Here is a 19,804-nt window from a genome sequence, read left to right as displayed (position 1 = left end):
GCTGAAAAATGCGGAAGTGTCGGAACTGGCAGACGAGCAAGACTAAGGATCTTGTGGCATTCGTGCCGTGTGGGTTCAAGTCCCATCTTCCGCAGGACGAAATGATAATACGGAATGCGAGAGGTCTCAAAAGCCCTGTATTTATGCGGGCTTTGGGGCTTTTTTCGTTTGAGGGGCACACGAGAGATCCTGCACTTTTTTCCTATGAAATATAGAATATGCGCCTGATCCAGCCGAGCGTCATCTTGATCTACGAGTTTTTATGACGTGAGCATATATTTTTCTTGTAACATTGCTTTTGAAGTGTCCCAACCTACGGCCGATTTTATATAGTGCAAACTCTTGTATAAAAGGCAGCGAAGCATGGGCATGCCTTAGCTGTTCACTTATGAAAATTTAGTGCATATTGTAAAAGAAAAGGCCTGCCATGATGACAGAACAATATATTATAAATTTCTATAGCATGCACGGGGAACTGTTTAATAAGGACATAGTCATTGCTCTCTGGAAAGAGGCAGCCGATTGTGAATATAAGCGGAGCAAAATGTACATGAACGCCGTAATTGAAAATACGGATATTATCTGCAGTGAATACGAGGGGTGTAAAGGTATGATGATGGGGGTCAGAGTTACTTCAATAAGAAATCCGGTATACTGCAGCAACGCGGTAGAATATTATGATTCTATGCGGAGGGTGATCCTGGATGTTAAGCAGGCATTGCGTAATCCATATACGAGCATCAGCGTCATCGAGACCAATTATTTCTACTTTGAGGATATATGATACGCAGACACCGGTCAGCAATAGCTGGCCGGAAGACTAGCAGCAGTGGCGAAGTTTATCAGTGAGGTGAGGTTACGGATGAAGACTGCAACAGATGAGAGCATCTTGACGGACAGAAACTTAAGGTGTAAAATTAAATCTAGGTTAGTTAATACAAACCGAAGGGAGATATCACGAGAACGAATTAAAAGAATACACTATCTAACTGAATTGAACCCGAAGGAGGAAGTCTTATGATAAAGATCACGATACAGATAGATGGAATGCAGTGCGGGATGTGTGAAGCCCATATAAATGATGTGATGAGAAGAGAGTTTCCGGTGAAAAAGGTAAGTTCCTCTCATGCCAAAGGGCAGACAGTCATTATCACAGAAGATGAGATTGACGACCAGAGGCTGAAAGAGGCCGTCGAAAAGACAGGTTATGAAGTAATAGCAGTCAAACGGGAACCCTATGAGAAAAGGGGGCTTTTCTCTGTCAGGCATAAATAAGCGAAGCGAGTATCCCTATCGGGTGACTGAGATCCAGCAATAGAAAAATTACGTTGCCGGAAAAAAAGATATATTGTCAAACGGTGCGAGAAGAGAGAGCATTCTTAACCTTTCAGAGTTTTTTATGCTGAAGGAGTGATCCTGACGGATGGATGTGCTGATTCCTCAGCATTTAAACAGAGCATTATAACAGGGAATCGCGCTGATCCACAGAAAGATCATCCAGGGCCAGAAGATATTTTCGCCGGCGGTGTCTGCCAGCTGCTTGCCAATTACAGAAAAAACCAAGAGATAGAGTATAGTGCCCACAAATCCGACCGGAATAACGATGGTTTTCAGCAAATTTGCCAGTCATAGTCAGCCTCCTGCAAGAGCTCCCCTAAGCGGAGCTTTTTTCTGTTATGCCTCAGTTCCTGTAAGTGTGCCCTGTAGTATAAGAAATATGGCTGACTCACTGTGCCAAATGGCACAATGGGCCGGCCATATTTCTATGATCTGTTACATGGTATGAATAAGAATATTGTGCTAAAATGTTTTTAATTTAAGAAAAAGCCTGAAAATACAAGAGAAATGAATAAAATTTGTCTGTTTTGCAAGTTGTCCAGGGATAATGTGCAAAATGTACGGATTTTGTCCATCCGATACAAAAGTGTGTTGCGGTGTATAGACAGAATTCTGGCTGTTTCTCTGGAATTGCATCCGCAGAGCAGATATACATACAAGGTCGTGGCATAATCAGTAGAGTTTTTTCTGTCCATGGACAAGAGCAGCAGGATATCAGGATGCACCATGGCGGATAATCCTGAATTGGTTGGCAGGTTTTTACGGAGGGCGGAGGAAAATATTTCTTCAAAGTCCATGAGAGTTTTCTTCTGTGATTTGGCTGTCTGCATGGAAAGCAGTGCCTGTTGGTAATAAAGTTTGAGGTTGGCAAAATCCAAAAAAGGATAACTGATACCAAAGATCAACTTGTTTTTGGTCAGTGTCTGCATATCTGATATGACTGTATGGTAGTCATTCCTCAGGTTCAGATTAATGATAACCAGAAGGTTGCCGTCATACAGGACGGTACAGATACCATTATATTTACTCTTGATGATATCACGCAGGCGCCCGATAATTACGGAATCAATGCCCGAAGGGGAACTGGAGCAGATGACCAGAAAGCGGTGGTCGTATTTCCAGCGATAGGCGCGCAGTGTATTGTAGGCAGTTTCCCAGTTTGTGTCTTTTTCATCCAGCAGATGGAACGCCAGATTCTCCAGCTCTGACAGAGAGAAATACTGAGTAGGATGCAGGGCCAGCGCTTTCTCGATGATTTTTGCGTAAACATGAAGAAGATGGACATCGCCCTGATGAAATTTGTGGCCGTATTCATAGATAATGACGGAGCCTATCCGTTCATTCCTGGTCCGCAGGTTAGAAAATAATATTTCCCCTCCCCAGATCGGCGAGACGGATATCTGGGGGTAAGTGCTTGAATACATTTCCTGAAAATAATCGCCTTCATGGTACTGGTTGATGAAGTCAAAGGATAAATTCCCGTTCTCCAGACGTTGTTTCCAGATCGGATGGATGCTGGGGTCATACTGAGAAGTGATGGCATAGGTCTGGCCGTTAGCGCCGCTTATGAACATGGGCGACTGAAAAACCTGATGTCCCAGGGTGATGAAGGTGTTTAAATTGCTGTCCTGAATCACAGCTTCCAGCAAAGCGATTTCCCATTGATTGAAAAATTCAAAGGCGCGGATACATTCATTAAAGATCAGTTCCGTGTCGATCTCGTCGATATAGATAATATCATTTTTGCAGCAGACGATAGTGCCTGGTGAAGGAGAATTCATAAAATCCTCTGATGGGCCAATAAAGGCCACATCGTCCTGATCCTGTTCCGGATAATAATTGTTCAGCAGGCGGACGCCGCTTAATATGGGCGGCCCGGTATGGATGTCGGATCGGACATTATATCCTTTCCTGCTCAACCAGTCAAACAGATTGCAGATACTTAATAACATTATTTGGGCTCCTCATGGCAATAAATGCTGCATTACGGGTTGTTCTGAGAGAGAGTATAACATCACAATATGGATTTTTCAAGCCGGCTTTGGAAGATAAAAAAATGAGGTAGAGAAAAGAGAGGTAGAATCTATGGATGTATTATTAACGGTTGCGGTTATCGTTCTTCTGGCAGTGATTGTCATGAAGAAAAACTATCCCGTTATCTCGTTGATGGGCATAGGCATTGCAGTGCTTCTGCTGTACAGCATGATCACGGGACAGAGCGTGATGGGGGACGCCAGCGCGGGAAATCGGTTTGTGGATGTATTTGAGTTTGTGAAAGACAAGTTTCTGAGCACTTTTACGACCCATGGGCTGGTGCTAATGCCGGTGGTTGGGTATGCAGCGTATATGAATTATATCGGCGCCTCCAAGCTGCTGGCGCTGCAGGCAATCCGACCGTTTCGGAAGGTAAAATCACCGTATTTCCTGATCCTGATCGTGGTGATCCTGGGGGGCATCATGCGCCTGGCAATCCCATCCCAGACCGGCCTGATTGCACTTCTGATGGTGACAGTTTACCCAGTGCTGTTGGGAGCGGGTATGAGCAAGGTGGCTGCCGCTTCCACCTGTGTGGTGGCCAGCGCCTTTGACTGGGGCCCCGCCTGCCCAACTACTGCTATGGTGATTCAGCTGTCGGAAACAAATCTGGATCAGTCTGAGTTGTTCGTCAATTATCAGCTGGGTATCTTTTTCGCGGGTTTGGCTGTAACTGCAGTTCTGGCATTCATTGTAAACCAGGTCTTAGATAAAAAGGATAAATTTGTGCTGGGCAGTGACGCGGAGGAGGTAAAGGAAGAAGAGGTAAAAGGCCTTCCGGCATTTTACTGCGTGCTTCCGATGCTGCCCCTGATCATCATGATTATCTGCAGTAAAGCAGTATTAGGAAATGTGGTCGTGACTGCCTTTGGGGCATCGGTCATGTCCCTTTTCGTGACGCTGATCTGTGAATTTATCCGCCACCGGAGTGTGAAGCCGGCTCTAGACGGGACAAAAGAGATGTTTAAGGGGATGGGGAACTGTTTTTGTGACATGATTACACTGATCGCCGCCGCCACGGTATTCGCGGGCGGAGTTCAGAAGATCGGAGGGTTTCAGACGATCTCCGGCTGGTTGGTGCATATGCAGATGCCTGGTATCATCATGATTCTTGCGATCTGCGCAATGGCAATTATCATGACGATCTGCATCGCCAGCAATGTGCCCAGTTCCACGACATTTTCACCTTTCGTTAAAAGTATTGCTCAGGCAGGCGGACTGGAAAACCAGAGCGTGCTGCTGCCTTTGGAGCTGGCCAGTGGTCTTTCAAGATCTTTTTCACCGATATCAGCGGCCAATGTATTTACGTCAAAATATGTGAATATACCGGCTCTGCAGTTAATTAAAAGAAACGCGGTACCCCTTCTGGGAGGACTTCTTACAGTAATTATTATCAGTGTGACAGTCATCTAGGAAAGTAGCTAAATAGAGGTTCGTAAGCTCCTGCGATCCTGAATGGAATAGAAGAAAGAAAAGAGGTATAAAGGATGTTAACTGAGAAAGAAAACTATATGATGGCGGTAAACGGAGAGATTCCGGAATGGATTCCGAGGCACAGAGTGCCCGGGCCGGGAGGGAGGCCCCCGGCAACAACCGTGCTCACTCCATCCATATTGAAAGAGAAACGGACCTTTGAAGGAGGGTTTGATGTATGGGGAGTGGAATATGTAACTACGAGGGAGACAGGCTGGATGGCGCTGCCAAAACCGAACCAGTTTATATTGAAGGACATCCGCCGATGGCGGGAGGTCATTAAAGCCCCGGACCTGTCTGGGGTCGACTGGGAGGCAATGGCTAAGAAGGATCTGTCCAATATTGACAGAGAAAAAACTGCCGTGCTGGGGCAAGTACATATGGGATATTTCCAGAACCTGATGAATTTCATGGGATTCGAAGAGGGGTTGTGCGCGATGTATGAAGAGCCGGAGGAGTGTATGGCACTACTGGAATATCTCTCTGATTTTTACACGCAGGTATCGGAAAAGATGGTAGAATTCTACCATCCAGACCTGATGTATTGTTGGGACGATACAGCGACAGCCAGAAATCCGTTTATTTCGGTCAGCATGTTTCGGGAGATGATCAAACCCTGGTATGTGCGGGAGCTGAAAACTGCCAATGAACAGAATATACCTGTCACGATGCATAATTGCGGAAGGTGTGAGGATATGATTGAGGACTGGTTCGACTTCGGTGTGAGGGTGTGGGAGCCGGCTCAGGTCGTGAATAATCTCATGGCGATCAAGAAAAAATACGGAAGGCGGCTGGTGCTGAATGGTTGTTGGGATTCCCAGGGGGTTGTGGGAAGGCCTGATGCTTCGGAAGAGTTGATCCGTGAAGAGGTGAGAAAGTGCATTAATACTTATGCTCCGGATGGAGGATTCGTATTCTGGGCCAGCGTCTATGGAGATCCTGAAGACACAGATGTACAGAACGCAAAACGCTGGGTAGCTGATGAATATGAACAGTATGGAAGAAATTTTTATAAAACACATTAAAGGAGTAGGTGATGGATAAAGCGGTTGTGGCTCTCATTATCCTGGCAGTAGTCATTGTGTTTTTAATATTGGAATTTGTACCAAGCGCGGCTACGGTAATCTGTGGCTGTGTGGCTATGGTGATCTTTGGCGTCTGTGATGTGGAAACCGTTGCAGGCGGGCTGAGCAACGATCTGGTACTGATTATTTTCGGTATGGGCATCATCGGAGCGGCCGTGCAGGCGTCCGGCGCTGCGGAATTTGTCGGGAAGACAGTGGCCAGGCTTGCAAGGGGCAATGAGAGACTCATGATAGTGGGATTGGCATTGATTGCAGCCGCTTTCTCGGCATTCATGAACAGTACCATTGTCAGTGCTATGATGCTGACAATCTGTATGGGGGTTGCATCGGGAAATTCATCCACCCGCCTGCGTAATCTTTCTATGCCTGTGATCATCGGTACGATCATGGGCGGGACCTGCACAGTGGTGGGAGCGGCGCCACAGATTTTCGCCTCTGGCTATCTGGCGGAAGCGGAGGGCATAAGTCTGGGATTTTTTTCCACAACCCTGATTGGCATTCCGGTGCTTCTTGCAGGTTTGCTGTACATGGCATTTATCGGATATCCCCTGGGGCGGAGAATATGGGGCGGACGTCCGGAGGAGGAAATAGAGCGGCAGGCCGGAGAACCTGGACAGAAGCTTTTTAAAAAAGCAGACTTTTGGAAGACGGTTGCCATACTCAGCCTTGTGGTGGGACTGTCAGTAAGCAGAGTTTGTTCCGTTGGAAGCGCGGCTGTCCTGGGAGGGATGCTGTGTATCCTGACGGGTGTGATTACTCAAAAGGAAGCATTCCGACAGATGAGCTGGAATACATTGTTCTGGATGGCCGGAAGCATGGGAATTACAGCCGCTTTGACGGCCAGCGGCGCGAATGAATTGGCGGCCGGCGCTTTGAAACGGCTGCTGAGGGGCTTTCTTGACCCCTGGATTCTGCTGGCTCTAGTCACCTTGGCCGCAATGGCAGTGAGTATTTTCATCGCGGATGTCACTACGGTTATCATTATGCTTCCGATTGTATTGTCAGTCATATCTGGAATGGGACTAAATCCGGTGCCCTATACCATGGGGGTTGTTTTCGGGGCTTCCATAGGGTTCGCTACGCCGTTGTCCAACGGATTTTTGGGGATGGCAATGTCATCGGGTTATCGGTTTAAAGATTATATCTGGTATGGGCTTCCGGTCAGTATCCTCAGCTATCTCGTATGTATCGTGATGATACCGGTGGTATACCCTCTGATGTGAGCGTTAAAAATTATTGAGTGAATAATAATGAAAAGACAGAAAAGATTTTTTACAGACACTTATGAAAAACTGCCGGATACCGGAAAATACCTGGAGCGGATTGGCTGCACGGAGAAAATTACTCTGGATCTCAAAGGGTTAGATTCGCTGATCTATGCCCATCAGCTGTCAGTTCCTTATGAAAATACAGATATCTATGAATATGGACTTCCCATCCGTCTGGAAGCAGACGCACTCAGTCGGAAAATTATAGAAGAAAGGCGGGGAGGTTATTGCTTTGAGCTGAACGGTTTGTTCTTCTCACTGCTGTACACGCTGGGATTTGACGCCTATCCCTGCTCCTGCCGCGTCATGAAAAATTCCGGCAGTCTGGCGCCTATCCGACACAGGGGCACCATTGTCCGGCTGGATAAACAGTTATATTATTGTGACGTGGGATATGGAGGAAGGATGTATCCGGGCGCGGTTCTGATCCGGGAGAAGAACCGCCAGGAACGGATGGGAGAGGAATTCTGGATGGAGCAGTATGATGAATCCTGGTGGATGCTGAAGAGAAAGGAAACAAGGGAAGGGAATGAAGAGGGGTTCTGTGAACTGATGGTGGGAACTTTTCAGAACTCGCCATTGGATTATTGTGCGCTGAATGAATTCTGCTGGAACAGCCCTGATTCGCCTTTCCGCAGACACTTGAGGGCCCATATCAGGACGGAGACAGGCTACTGCGGTCTGATCGACAGGAAACTGACCACGATCCGTGAAGGGCGCGAAGAAATCCGCATTCTGGACAGTGAACTGGAAATTGCAAAGGCCCTGGAACTGCATTTTCACCTTCCTGTACGCCGTGACACAAAAAGAAATAGCTTTTCAATATAAAAGAAAGAGCATGACATCCAATCAAATGTCATGCTCTTTTTGTATAATTAATATTCCAGAGCCTTTTCTTCACCCTTTAACACACGGAGGCCGCCCTGTGCCAGAGCCAGAAGCTCGTCCTCGCCGGCATATACGGTGATGCCGCTGATAAAGCCGACACGCGCCTTGATTTCCTCGACCACTTTTTCGCCATAGGCGATTCCGCCGGTCAGGATGATCTGATCCACTTTTCCGCTCAGGACAGCAGCCATGGAGCCGATTTCCTTGGAAACCTGATAGGTAAATGCGTGGAACACATGTTCAGCCTCCTGATTGCCGTCTTCAAAGGCCATCTTTGTCACCTGGCGCATGTCATTAGTTCCCAGATATGCGTTCAGGCCACCCTTGCCATTCAGCAGCTTGGCGATCTCAGCCTGGCTGTACTGGCCGGAGAAGCAGAGCTTCACAAGGCCTCCGGTAGGCAAGGAACCCGCCCGCTCAGGTGAGAAGGGGCCGTCTCCGTCCAAGGTGTTGTTCACGTCGATCACCTTGCCGTTCTGATGGGCACCGACAGATACGCCGCCGCCCATATGAGCGACAATCAGATTCAGAGAGTCGTAAGGAACTCCCTGTTCTTTTGCATACCGTTTTGCAACTGCTTTTTGGTTCAGCGCGTGGAAAATGCTGATCCGCGGAATCTGAGGCAGCCCGGAATAGCGTGCGACCGGTGCGAGCTCATCCACTACCACCGGATCGACGATGAAAGAGGGGATGCCCAGAGGATCGGCGATCTCTCGCGCGAGCAGGCCGCCCAGATTGGAAGCGTGCTGTCCCTGGCGTCCGATCCGGAGATCCTCCAGAAGTGCGTCGCTGGTGGCATAGGTGCCGCCTGGAATCGGTTTTAACAATCCGCCCCGTCCGATGACTGCGGAGAGTTCCTTGATATCAAAATTTTTGCTGGTGAGGAAATCCAGAATCAACTGTTTCCGGAAGTCCTTCTGATCCACGATCAGGTTATATTTCGCAATCTCTTCTGTGGGATGGCGCAGCGTTTCTTCAAAAAGAAGAGTTTCGTCATCAAAAATGCCGATTTTTGTAGAAGTAGAGCCTGGATTGATGATCAATAATTTATATCCCATAATTTCATACCTCCTAAATATGTACAAGTCTGTGTCCGCTGACATCGCGGTCAGTGAAAGCTGTCTTACAGAGCTTTCAGAGTGAACGCGCTCAGACAGGCGTCAGGCTCAGTTGGTGATGGCTTTGGAAATGACGGCGGCGAATGCGATGGAATTCACCTTGGTTTCAACGTCATCGGAGCGAGAGGTTAAGATGACCGGGGCGGCCGCGCCCAGGAGCACGTTGCCGTTCTTCACCTTCGCCGTGCGGATCAGGATCTTGTAAGTGATATTGCCGGCGTCAATGTTGGGGAACAGCAGGACGTCTGCATGTCCGGCCACGGGATTGTCCACCTTTTTGTGGCGGGCGGCTTCTTCGTCGATGGCCAGATCCATGGACAGGGGGCCGTATACCTGACAGCCCTTGATCTCACCGCGTTCGCACATTTCAGTCAGCGCCTGCGCATCCACAGTGGGCTGCATCTTGGGATTCACCACTTCAACGGCACAGAGAGGGGCAACCTTCGGGCATTCGATGCCACAGGCTTTGGCGACCTCAACGGTATTCTCAATGATATGTACCTTTTCTTCCAGCGTCGGGTATGTATTGAATGCGACGTCGGTGAAGAAAAGCAGACGGTCGATGCCCTCGATTTCAAAAACGCAGACGTGGGACATCATTTTACCGGTCCGCAGCCCTACTTCCTTGTTCAGGACGCTCTTCAGGAAAAGCTTGGTATCCAGGTAGCCCTTCAGAAGGATATCAGCTTGTTTGTTGTGAACCAGCTCCACAGCCTTCAAAGCGGCGGCGGCCACATCTGGTTCATTGACGATTTCAAAATCGTTCAGATTCATGTGGATGGAAGCGGCAATTTCCCGGATTTGAGCCTCATCGCCCACCAGAACAGCGTCGGCAATTCCGCGTTCTTTTGCAATTTTGACAGCTTCCAGCACGGCATCATCCTGAGCGACGGCAACGGACAGCTTTTTTAAAGTTCCGGAGCCGGCTTTGGAAATGATATCATCAAAACTCTTACTCATTTTGTTGCACCTCTCAATATAAATATTTATTTAACAATCCTAGTCTATCACTGATTTCCGGGAAGGTCAATAAGTATTAGACAGGACTTTTTCAGGCAATTACCGCCGCAAAAGCGATGGAATTGATTTTCGTTTCAGCGCTGTCAGAACGGGAGGTGAGGATTACAGGCGCGGATGTCCCTACGAGCACACAGCCGTTTCGCGTCTTAGGAGTGCGTACCAGAAGCTTATAGGTGATATTGCCCGCGTCGATGTCGGGAAACAGCAGAATATCAGCGTGTCCTGCCACCGGGCTGTCCGCTTTTTTGTGGCGGGCGGCTTCCGGATCTATGGCCATGTCCATGGACAGAGGGCCGTAGATCTCGCAGCCTTTGAATTCTCCGCGTTCGTACATTTCGGTCAGTGCCCGGGCGTCCACAGTGGGCTGCATTTTAGGGTTTACGACTTCAACGGCGCAGAGCGGGGCGACCTTCGGGCAATCGATTCCACAGGCGTGAGCCACTTCAACGGCGTTGCGTATGATCTGAGTTTTTTCGTCAAGGGTAGGATAGGTGTTGAAGGCAATATCTGTCAGAAAGAGCAGATGGTCGATGCCGTCTACTTCAAAAACGCTCACATGAGACATCTGCCGTCCGGTTCTCAGGCCCACGTCTTTATTCAGGACGCTTTTCAGAAAAAGCTTGGTGGATAGAAATCCCTTCAGCAGAATATCGGCCTGTTGATTATGAACCAGCTCCACCGCTTTTAAAGCTGCGGCGGGAACGTCAGGCTCGTGGATGATTGTAAACCCGCCCAGATCCAGGCCGATGGAGGCGGCTGTCTGGCAGATCTGCGTCTTGTCGCCTACAAGTATGGCATCGGCGATGCCGCGGCTTCTGGCTTCGCTGACAGCTTCCAGCACGGCGGCGTCCTGGGCGACGGCAACTGCGATTTTTTTCAGCGGGCCTGAGCCTGCGTTTGACAATAGGTCATTAAAATTTTTGCTCATAAGTAGATACCTCGCATTGTATTTTGAATGAGTTTAACATATGTTATGACGAATGTCAACAATCCAAAGAGATGGATAATATTGTTTGTTGACAAATGTTATAACGTATGCTAATATATCCAGCAAATGGAAGGGGGGCAGGAAATGATTTCTTGCAGACTGATTGCTAACGCAGGAGTGTTAATAGAAACGGAAGGCATCCGTATTCTGCTGGACGGGCTGCAGGATGCGGGGAATTACCCTTTCAGCAGGACACCTGATTCGATCCTGGAGCAGATGATGTCTCAGGATGCTGGGTCTGCAGACTTTTCGGAGAGTTGTGCAAATGAGTATAAACATATTGATTTTCTAATATTTACCCATACACATCCGGATCATTTTTCGGCAGAACTGCTGGCAGAGTATCTGGAATGCAATCATGTCAGGAGAGTGCTGTGTCCGATTGAAGAAAATGCCCAGTTCCGTCCCATGAGACAGGCGCTCCAGAAAGCACGGGTGCCGGTATGGCCTCTGAAGATGAAGCATGGGGCGGCCCATCAGTACAGGCTGACAGAAGAAATCTGTATCTATTCCCTGTGTGTGAGACATATGCCGCAGATATTTCCCAAAGACCTCTGCAGCTGTCTGTTGGTACAGGCGGATGGTAAAAATGTTCTTTTTTTGGCAGATTGCAGCTATGAGGAAGAAGGGCTGCTTAAAGCATACGCCGGTGTGAAGATAGATGCAGTTTTCCTGAACCCTTATTTTTATTACGACGAGAGGGGAAGGCATATCATAAATGAGTACCTGCAGCCGGAACGGATCGTGATTTATCATCTGCCCTTTGAATCTGACGATCAGATCCATCTCCGTTCCCTGGCGCGCCAGGCCCTGAAAAAATATCCTGACAGCCGGGCAGTTCTGCTGGAAGAACCACTGCAGGCGGTTAATCTATAAACTGTATGAATAATCAGTTTTCTGTAATTAAATAAGTATCCTATTGCTATTTACGGGCAAGGATGCTTATTTTTTATATATTTTAGCAGGTTAACCGGAAACGGTCTGAATGAAAAAGAGATATCTTTATTTACCATAATCAATATTGAACGTTTAACCACTGTTGGTGATTTTTTATAGAGCATTTCACGGGGTTTTGCATGGAATTGGCAAAATATCCGAAAATGAATCGTTTGGGGTCAATTGTTTAGTAAATTTTGCTTGACAAGGCGCATGTTTTGCTGTATATTCTAGCTATACTAAGTTTGACAAATGTTGTGACATTTGTTCAGAGAGCGGAAAGAGTTGAAAGTATGCGGAAAATAAGCTTAGATCCCAGATTAAGAACAGGAGGAAGAGAGGATGCTACACTATGGAAATTTGAATGCTCCAGATGCTGTAAAAGCCGGGGCAGTGTTTGAAGGGCGGGAGATTTACCGCAGCGCCAGGCTGGATGCATTGAGAACCAGAGTTTTTGATGCAGTTCCGCAGATAGATTCATCAAGGGCTAAAGCGGTAACTGAGAGTTACCGGGAGACGGAAGGGGAACCGGTGCCGATCCGCAGGGCCAAAGCGCTGCGGAAAACCCTGGAGAGCCTGCCCATCCGGATTAACGAAGGGGAATTGGTAGTAGGAGAAATCGCCCCCTACGACAGATGTGCGCAGGTTTATCCGGATTATGGGATCGACTGGTTTATTGAAGAGCTGGACGGGAAGCCCTTCCGGTTCGAGGACAGGCCGGGTGACAAGTTTATGATCAGCCCGGAAGATGAACAGGTGATACGGGAGATTGCCCCCTATTGGAAAGGCAAGACACATAAAGATCAGGTATACGCCCGGATACCCAGGGACGCCTGGGACGCGTTTCAGATCGGGATGATTGATACGGATTATCTGGTGATCTGTGCAGAGGGCCATGTGATTGTTAACCTGCAGAGAGTCCTCAGAGAAGGAATTGAAGGCTTCCGCAGAAGAGCGGAGAAAGTGCTTGAAAGCCTGGATCTGACGGAACCTGACAATCTGAAGAAGCTTCCGTTTTTACAGTCTGTACTGATTAACTGCGACAGTGTAGAGCTGTTCGCAAAGAGGTATGCCGATCTGGCCGATGCGATGGCTGCGGAGGAGCGAGATGAACAGCGCAGGCAGGAGCTGGAAAAAATCAGCCAGGTCTGCAGGCATGTGCCCATGCATCCGGCCCGGGATATGCACGAGGCCATACAATCCATGTACTTTACAAACCTGATCCTGAATATTGAAGGGAACGGAAGCGCTTTTTCCTACGGGAGAATGGATCAGAAACTATATCCCTATTATAAAAAGGCATTAGAGGACGGATGGACAGAGGATGATATCAAGGAGCTGTTTTCTAATCTGATGCTGAAGCTGTTTCAGGTTACGCGGGTGCTGGACTGGCACAGCACATCCACCTTCCGCGGATATGTGGTGGCGCAGAATATAACCATCGGCGGACAGGATCGTCTGGGAAGAGACGCGACCAACGAAATGACATACCTGATCCTGGAATGCCAGGCCATCATGCAGCTGAACAACCCGCTGTCTGCCCGGTACCATGACCGCTGCACGAACCGTTATATGAATGCGGTGCTGGATGTACAGAAGCTGGGCGGCGGACAGCCGGCATACTACAGCGATGAGAATTACGTGCTGGGCCTGGTAAACAGAGGCGTGAAGCTGGAGGACGCCTATGACTATGCCAATGTGGGCTGCGGGGAACCACTGATTGAGGGCAAGCAGAGCAACAGGCCGGACGGGGCGGCGTTCATTAATATCACCAAGGCGCTGGAAATGGCTATGAACGGGGGGACGGACCCCCGGACAGGAAGGTGCCTGCATAAGAGTAACGGAGATCTGACCACGTTCCAGAGCTATGAAGAGCTATATGACGCATTTATGGACCAGATCAGATATTATATACGAATGCATGTGATCTATGATAATTCTCTTGACCTGGCGTCAGAAGAGGGAATCACAGATCCTTATATGTCCATGCTGATTGATGACTGCATCGAGAGAGGCAAGACTGTGAAAGAAGGAGGCGCTGTCTATGATTACTGCGGCCCGCTGTATATGGGAATTGCCAATACCGGCAACTGCCTGGCGGCAGTCAAGAAGCTGGTTTTTGAAGATCATGTGATTACGGCGGCCGAACTGAAACATGCGCTGGAGACGGATTTTGAAGATATGACTACAGCCCCGACAGGGGAGGAAATCCGGCAATTGTGTCTGAGAGCTCCCAAATATGGAAATGACGATGATTATGTGGACAAAATCATGACACAGTATCTCTACGATATATTTGAAGAGGAAGCGAAATACCATACCACCCGGTATGGAAGGGGGCCTGTCGGCGGCCTGTGGGTTCCCTCATGCAATACGGTGTCCTCGAATGTGCCGCTGGGAAAAATCATCGGAGCCACGCCGGACGGAAGAAAAGCGGGCGAGGCGCTGGCGGATACCACGTCTCCGATGCATGGAAGTGATACGAACGGTCCGACCGCCGCACTGAATTCTGTTGGAAAGCTGCCGAACGTGCTGCTTTCAGGAGGAACCCTTTACAATATGAGAGTGGACCCTAAAACGGTGGAGACCCCGGAAGCCCGTGAGCGGTTTATTGATATGCTGAGGACCTATCTGGGAGATTACAAGGGCCAGCACATTCAATTTAACATGGTGGATTCCAAGATCCTGATGGATGCGAAGGAGCATCCGCAGAATTATAAGGACCTGATGGTTCGGGTTGCCGGTTACAGCGCGCTGTTCACGGCCATAGATTCCGACCTGCAGGACGACATTATTGACCGGACGGTTCATAAAATCTAAAGCGAAAGTGAAACAAAACCTATGTATGGAAAAGTATTCAATATTGAGCGCTACCACTATACGGACGGAACAGGTATCCGGATTCTGGTTTTCTTAAAGGGATGTACTCTTAGCTGCCCCTGGTGCAGCAATCCGGAGTCTCAGTCTCCGCGAAATGAGATGGCCTTTAACGCAAATAAATGCCTGAAATGCGGAAGATGCATACCGGCCTGTCCCAATGGGGCGATTTCCCTGAAGGATGGAGAGATCGTCACTGACCGGAAGCTTTGCACGAGCTGCGGCGCCTGTGTGGACAGATGCTTCTATGACGCCCGGACGCTTTTTGGCAGGGATATGACCGTCGACCAGGTGATGACAGAGGTTTTAAAGGATAAAAACTATTTTGTCAGATCCAAGGGAGGGGTGACTTTTTCCGGCGGTGAAGCGGCCCTGCAGCCAGAATTCGTGAGAGAGTGTATCCGCAGGTGCAGGCTGGAATTTATTGATACCGCAATTGAGACTGCCGGAGCCGTGCCCTGGGAGATGTTGTACCGGGCTGTAGAACATGCCGGAGAAATCCTGTTTGATCTGAAGACACTGGACGACAGAAGATTTAAGGAGTTTTCCAGCTATCCGACGGCTCATATCCTGGAAAATCTGCAGAAGCTGTGTTCGGCGGGGAAGAAGGTCCGCATCCGCTGTCCGATCATTCCGGGAGTTAATAAGGATCAGGAATTCATCAGCCAGGTGATCGGGATAGCGAAGGAAAACCACATCCGGCAGATTGACCTGCTGCCGTTTCATCAGCTGGGAAGCTACAAGTACCGGACAATCGGGCGTGAATACACGTTTGGAGATCTGAAGACAATGAATAAAGAGGAGGTCTCCGATCTGGAAATGCTGGTCAGAAACGCAGGGCTGGATTGTGTGGTGGGAGGCTGACAGGCCAAAGGAGAATTGGTTGAAGATATGAATTAGGAGGGACAGAATGGAAAGGCCAATTATAAAATTGGAAAACATTTCAAAAAGCTTTTTCGGCGTCACTGTGCTGAAGGATGTGAAATTTGAAGTGTTTCCCGGGCAGGTGAATGCCCTGGTCGGAGGCAACGGCGCCGGTAAAAGCACGCTGATGAAGATTCTGACCGGCGTTTACACAAAAGACAGCGGAACGATCTGGTTCAATGGAAAGGAAACGACGTTCAATAATTACAAGGATGCGTTTCAGCATGGGATCGCCATGATTTTTCAGGAGATGAGCAGTGTTCCCACATTGACAGTAACGGAAAATATATTTCTGAACAATGAGCTGCTTAAGAAAAACCGGTTCCTGGACCGGCCCGCCATGAGGAAAAAGGCTGTTGAATTGTTGGACCGGCTGGGAGTGGACATCAATCCGGATGCGGTGGTCGGAGAGCTGACCGTCGGTGAAAAACAGATGGTTGAAATTGTGAAGGCGCTGTCCAGCGACGCCAGGATACTGGTTATGGATGAGCCGACGGCGTCCCTGTCCGCAAAGGAAGTGGATAAGCTGTTTCAGATTGTGGAGAATCTGAAGAAACAGGGAATCGCGATCATTTATATTTCCCACCGCATGAATGAGATTTTGTCCATAGCGGACAAGGTGACTGTGCTGCGGGACGGCAGGATCGTCGGTGAGCTGGATAATCAGGATCTGAAGGTTGAAGCGATCATCAGCTATATGATGGGAGATAGAGGAGGAACTTCTTTTGAATGGATGCCTCCGGAGAAAGAGATTTCAGATCAGGTGGTTTTGAACGTGGAGCACCTGGATATCAATGAAAGGGTCAGGGATATTTCCTTCAACCTCCATAAAGGAGAGGTAATCGGGTTTGCGGGTCTTTTGAGCAGCGGAAGAACGGAGATTCTGGAGACTCTGTTCGGAATACGAAAGCCCAGGGGAGGCTTGATCCGGATCGATGGCAAACCGGTGCCGGTCCGTTCCGTGCAGGACGCGATCCGTTCTGGATTCGGTCTGGTGCCGGAAGACAGGAGGACACAGGGCCTGGTGCTGATTCATTCGGTAAAACAGAACCTGATATTACCCATACTGAAGAAAATGCAGAAGGGCCTATTTTTAAATAAGAAGAAAATCAATGAGACCGCGGATTTCAGCATCAAGGAGTTAAGCGTAAAAACAGATTCGCCCAATAAGATTATCAACCTGTTATCCGGAGGCAACCAGCAGAAAATTGTAATTTCCAAATGGCTGCGGTCAGACATGAAGATTTTGCTGTTGGACGAACCGACTGCGGGCGTGGATATCGGTTCCAAAAAGGAGTTAATCGCAACCGTTCGCAAATTTACAGACCAGGGGAATGCTGCGATCTTTGTATCATCTGAATTGCAGGAAATGATGGCAGTATGTGACCGCATCTATGTGTTGCAGCGCGGAAAAATAATTAATGAATTACGACATGATGAAATTGATTCTGAGGAGGTACTGCAAAATGCAATCCAGCAATAGTGCTGTCAAAACAGCGGGTAGAAAATTAGACTTATCGAAAATAATTGTGTACATAGCGATTGTTGTGGCATTCCTTGTGTTTTCCATCACCCTAGGTTCTTCAGGCTTCCTGACGGCAAAAAACCAGATTAATATTTTGCGGCAGATGACCACCATCGGAATCATGAGTTTTGGTATGACCTTCGTGATCGGCTGTGGGGAAATAGACCTGACAGTCGGAGCCAATATCGCGACTTCAGGCATTGTTGCGGCTATTGTGATGCGTGCCGGGGGCAACGCGTTCGTAGCGCTGCTGGCCGCCCTGGCGACAGGGCTGATCATCGGAGGGGTCAACGGGCTGATCTTGATCTACACTGGTCTGCCGTCTTTTCTGATTACTATCGGCACACTGACGATCCTGAAGGGCCTGTCCATGGAGCTGGCCAATTCAAATTCAATACCGATCTATGACAGGGCCTTCACCCAGGTGTTTGGCAATGGGAAGGTACTGGGGATACCCGTTATGATTCTGTGGTGTATCCTGTGCATGATCATCGCCTATATCCTGCTGAGAAAAGTCTCTTTTGGATCAAAAGTCCTCGCGGTAGGAGGTAACAGCCAGGCTGCCACTTATTCTGGTATCAATGTGCCGAAGATCCGCCTGATGGTCATGGTTCTGAGCGGGGTTATGTCTGCTTTTGCAGGTGTACTGTATTGTGCCCGCCTGCAGGCAGCCAACTATGTATATGGCGATGGCGCGGAAATGAATGTAATCGCTTCGGTTGTGCTGGGCGGGACCAGCATGAATGGAGGAGTCGCCTCTGTGGTAGGCACCTTTGTAGGCGCCTGGTTAATGGCAATGATTGATAACGGTACCGTTATTGCAGGCATGACGGCTTCGCAGCAGAACATCGTCCGCGGCATCGTGGTGATTGCCGCAACAGCACTCGGGTCTATCAGCGCAAGGAAAAACAAAAAATGATACCGGGCAATCAAAAGTCTTTTCATAATATTTATATAACTAAATCAAAGGAGGAAGAAAAATGAAAAGAAGAAAAGTGAAAGAAACACTGGGGATTTTACTGGCACTGACATTTGCCGTGTCAACACTGGCAGGCTGCGGCAGTGGGAAAGAGGCTGGCAGCTCCGCTGCCGGTTCGTCATCGGCAGCATCATCAGTAGCATCATCAGCGTCATCCAGCCCTGAGGATCAGTCACAGACATCATCCAGCGCATCCAGCGCGTCGAAAGAGACAGGCTCAGCGGAAGTGGAGCTGCCAGAGATGGCCACTCCCGATGAATGGGTTTCCCGCTTTGAGGGAATCAGCCCGACTGCCTATACGGATTTCTCAGCTACGGACGAGCAGGTTGAAAAAATTAAGGACGCCGGCCTGAAAGTGGGCCTGGTTATGCACACAGGCGGCGAGTCATTCTCTGAAGCAGTTATCTCCGGAGTGACAAAAGCCGCGGAAGAACTGAATATTGAGATTGTCGCTCAGACAGACGCTCAATGGGATGCTGCCCAGCAGTCCACCAACCTGGAAAGCGTTCTGGCAAAAGACCCGGATATCGTCATTCTGTGCCAGATCGACGTAGACGCGATGACCGACCAGTTGCAGGAAGCAGCTGCCAACGGAACGAAGCTGGTATTCTTTGACAACATCAACGCACATCTGGAAGAAGATGACTATGTGAGCCTTGTGACGACGGATACCTATGCGGCAGGCGTGGAATGTGCGAAAGATATGGCTTCTGAGCTTGGCGGTTCCGGCCGGATTGCGATGTTTACCTGGTCGGCTCCGAACCTGGGCAACCGGGCGAGATCTCAGGGATTCCGCGATTATATCGAGGCGAACTTCCCGGATATCGAAATTGTGACAGAAGAGTTCTATGATGACGCCAGTGACTGCGCAGCTCTGGCAGATGCGGTATTCGCTAAATACCCGGATCTGGACGGCGCGTTTGGCCAGTGGGATATCCCGCTTGAGGGCGTGATCTCTTCCGCCCAGGGCAACGATATTTCCAATGATTTCGTTGGAACCTGCGTGGATCTCGGATACAATGTGGCGAGAATTATGGCTGAAGACGGCATGTGCAAGGGAATCGGCGCACAGCAGCCGTATAAGGACGGATACTATTCTTTGTATGCAGGGGCTTTGGGCGCTATCGGTGAAGAGGTTCCGAAGATGATTTTGATCGATCCTGTCAATGTAACAAAAGAAAATCTGGAAGAATCCTGGCCGGTGATTTATGATCAGCCGCTGCCGGATGATATTCAATCACTTTTAGGTTGATACAGTAACTAGATATGAATTGGGTGGATGCTACAGGAAATGCAATTCATTTCTCTGTAGCATCTGCTATTTACGCGGGCAGCAGGCTGAACTGCAGGG

The 19,804-nt window shown here is 48.8% G+C and carries 16 protein-coding genes and 1 tRNA gene; 13 read left to right on the top strand and 4 right to left on the bottom strand.

Annotation, left to right across the window (positions count from 1 at the left end; all coding sequences use genetic code 11):
* The first annotated feature begins 10 nt into the window (after positions 1–10).
* The 3 genes from H9Q79_RS05440 to H9Q79_RS05430 all read left to right on the top strand — a co-directional run bounded on the left by H9Q79_RS05440 (position 11) and on the right by H9Q79_RS05430 (position 1,275).
* Positions 11–94 (top strand) — tRNA-Leu (locus H9Q79_RS05440).
* Between the two features lie 333 nt (positions 95–427).
* Positions 428–784 carry a hypothetical protein gene (locus H9Q79_RS05435; protein WP_118643634.1) on the top strand — a complete coding sequence of 119 codons (357 nt, stop codon included), beginning with the start codon at positions 428–430 and terminating at the stop codon, positions 782–784.
* Positions 785–1,017: 233 nt separating this feature from the next.
* Entirely contained in the window at positions 1,018–1,275 is a 258-nt protein-coding gene (locus H9Q79_RS05430; RefSeq protein WP_118643636.1) for a heavy-metal-associated domain-containing protein, read from the top strand.
* Between the two features lie 536 nt (positions 1,276–1,811).
* Here the strand turns inward: H9Q79_RS05430 and H9Q79_RS05425 are convergent.
* A complete protein-coding gene (locus tag H9Q79_RS05425; protein WP_118643638.1) occupies positions 1,812–3,290 on the bottom strand; it encodes a PucR family transcriptional regulator in 1,479 nt (492 codons plus the stop codon).
* A 133-nt stretch (positions 3,291–3,423) separates the two neighbouring features.
* Between H9Q79_RS05425 and dcuC the strand changes: the two genes are divergently transcribed.
* The 4 genes from dcuC to H9Q79_RS05405 all read left to right on the top strand — a co-directional run bounded on the left by dcuC (position 3,424) and on the right by H9Q79_RS05405 (position 8,026).
* The gene (gene dcuC / locus H9Q79_RS05420; protein WP_249329356.1) at positions 3,424–4,785 is read left to right on the top strand and encodes a C4-dicarboxylate transporter DcuC; all 1,362 of its coding nucleotides are present in this window, start codon (positions 3,424–3,426) and stop codon (positions 4,783–4,785) included.
* 74 nt (positions 4,786–4,859) lie between these two features.
* Positions 4,860–5,870, top strand: coding sequence for a uroporphyrinogen decarboxylase family protein (locus tag H9Q79_RS05415; RefSeq protein ID WP_249329355.1), 1,011 nt, complete (start codon positions 4,860–4,862; stop codon positions 5,868–5,870).
* 11 nt (positions 5,871–5,881) lie between these two features.
* Entirely contained in the window at positions 5,882–7,153 is a 1,272-nt protein-coding gene (locus H9Q79_RS05410) for an SLC13 family permease (RefSeq protein ID WP_118643648.1), read from the top strand.
* 27 nt (positions 7,154–7,180) lie between these two features.
* Positions 7,181–8,026, top strand: a complete 846-nt coding sequence (locus tag H9Q79_RS05405; protein WP_249329354.1) for an arylamine N-acetyltransferase family protein — start codon at positions 7,181–7,183, stop codon at positions 8,024–8,026.
* Between the two features lie 47 nt (positions 8,027–8,073).
* Here the strand turns inward: H9Q79_RS05405 and buk are convergent, their stop codons facing one another.
* The 3 genes from buk to ptb (H9Q79_RS05390) form a co-directional block, all read right to left on the bottom strand.
* Positions 8,074–9,144, bottom strand: coding sequence for a butyrate kinase (gene buk / locus H9Q79_RS05400; protein ID WP_118643652.1), 1,071 nt, complete (start codon positions 9,142–9,144; stop codon positions 8,074–8,076).
* 108 nt (positions 9,145–9,252) lie between these two features.
* Positions 9,253–10,164: a phosphate butyryltransferase gene (gene ptb, locus H9Q79_RS05395; RefSeq protein ID WP_249329353.1), complete on the bottom strand. Its 912-nt coding sequence runs from the start codon at positions 10,162–10,164 to the stop codon at positions 9,253–9,255.
* A gap of 91 nt (positions 10,165–10,255) precedes the next feature.
* On the bottom strand, positions 10,256–11,152 hold the full coding sequence (gene ptb, locus H9Q79_RS05390; protein ID WP_118643655.1) for a phosphate butyryltransferase: 897 nt from the start codon (positions 11,150–11,152) through the stop codon (positions 10,256–10,258).
* Between the two features lie 144 nt (positions 11,153–11,296).
* On the opposite strand from ptb (H9Q79_RS05390), the gene H9Q79_RS05385 reads away from it, so the two are divergent.
* The 6 genes from H9Q79_RS05385 to H9Q79_RS05360 all read left to right on the top strand — a co-directional run bounded on the left by H9Q79_RS05385 (position 11,297) and on the right by H9Q79_RS05360 (position 19,705).
* A complete protein-coding gene (locus H9Q79_RS05385; protein WP_249329352.1) occupies positions 11,297–12,088 on the top strand; it encodes an MBL fold metallo-hydrolase in 792 nt (263 codons plus the stop codon).
* Positions 12,089–12,490: 402 nt separating this feature from the next.
* Positions 12,491–14,968 carry a glycyl radical protein gene (locus H9Q79_RS05380; protein ID WP_249329351.1) on the top strand — a complete coding sequence of 826 codons (2,478 nt, stop codon included), beginning with the start codon at positions 12,491–12,493 and terminating at the stop codon, positions 14,966–14,968.
* Positions 14,969–14,989: 21 nt separating this feature from the next.
* The gene (locus H9Q79_RS05375; protein ID WP_249329350.1) at positions 14,990–15,889 is read left to right on the top strand and encodes a glycyl-radical enzyme activating protein; all 900 of its coding nucleotides are present in this window, start codon (positions 14,990–14,992) and stop codon (positions 15,887–15,889) included.
* Between the two features lie 46 nt (positions 15,890–15,935).
* Complete coding sequence (locus H9Q79_RS05370) at positions 15,936–17,432, top strand: sugar ABC transporter ATP-binding protein (protein ID WP_249329349.1); 1,497 nt, start codon at positions 15,936–15,938, stop codon at positions 17,430–17,432.
* On the top strand, positions 17,416–18,393 hold the full coding sequence (locus H9Q79_RS05365) for an ABC transporter permease (protein ID WP_249329348.1): 978 nt from the start codon (positions 17,416–17,418) through the stop codon (positions 18,391–18,393). The genes H9Q79_RS05370 and H9Q79_RS05365 overlap by 17 nt, the downstream gene beginning before the upstream one ends.
* 61 nt (positions 18,394–18,454) lie before the next feature.
* The gene (locus H9Q79_RS05360; RefSeq protein ID WP_249329347.1) at positions 18,455–19,705 is read left to right on the top strand and encodes a substrate-binding domain-containing protein; all 1,251 of its coding nucleotides are present in this window, start codon (positions 18,455–18,457) and stop codon (positions 19,703–19,705) included.
* Positions 19,706–19,804: the final 99 nt, after the last annotated feature.

The sequence above is a fragment of the Wansuia hejianensis genome (genome assembly GCF_014337215.1).
In the GTDB taxonomy this organism is placed as follows: domain Bacteria; phylum Bacillota; class Clostridia; order Lachnospirales; family Lachnospiraceae; genus Scatomonas; species Scatomonas hejianensis.
Note: the sequence above shows the minus strand (reverse complement) of the source record. Positions and strands in the feature narration are given on the sequence as shown.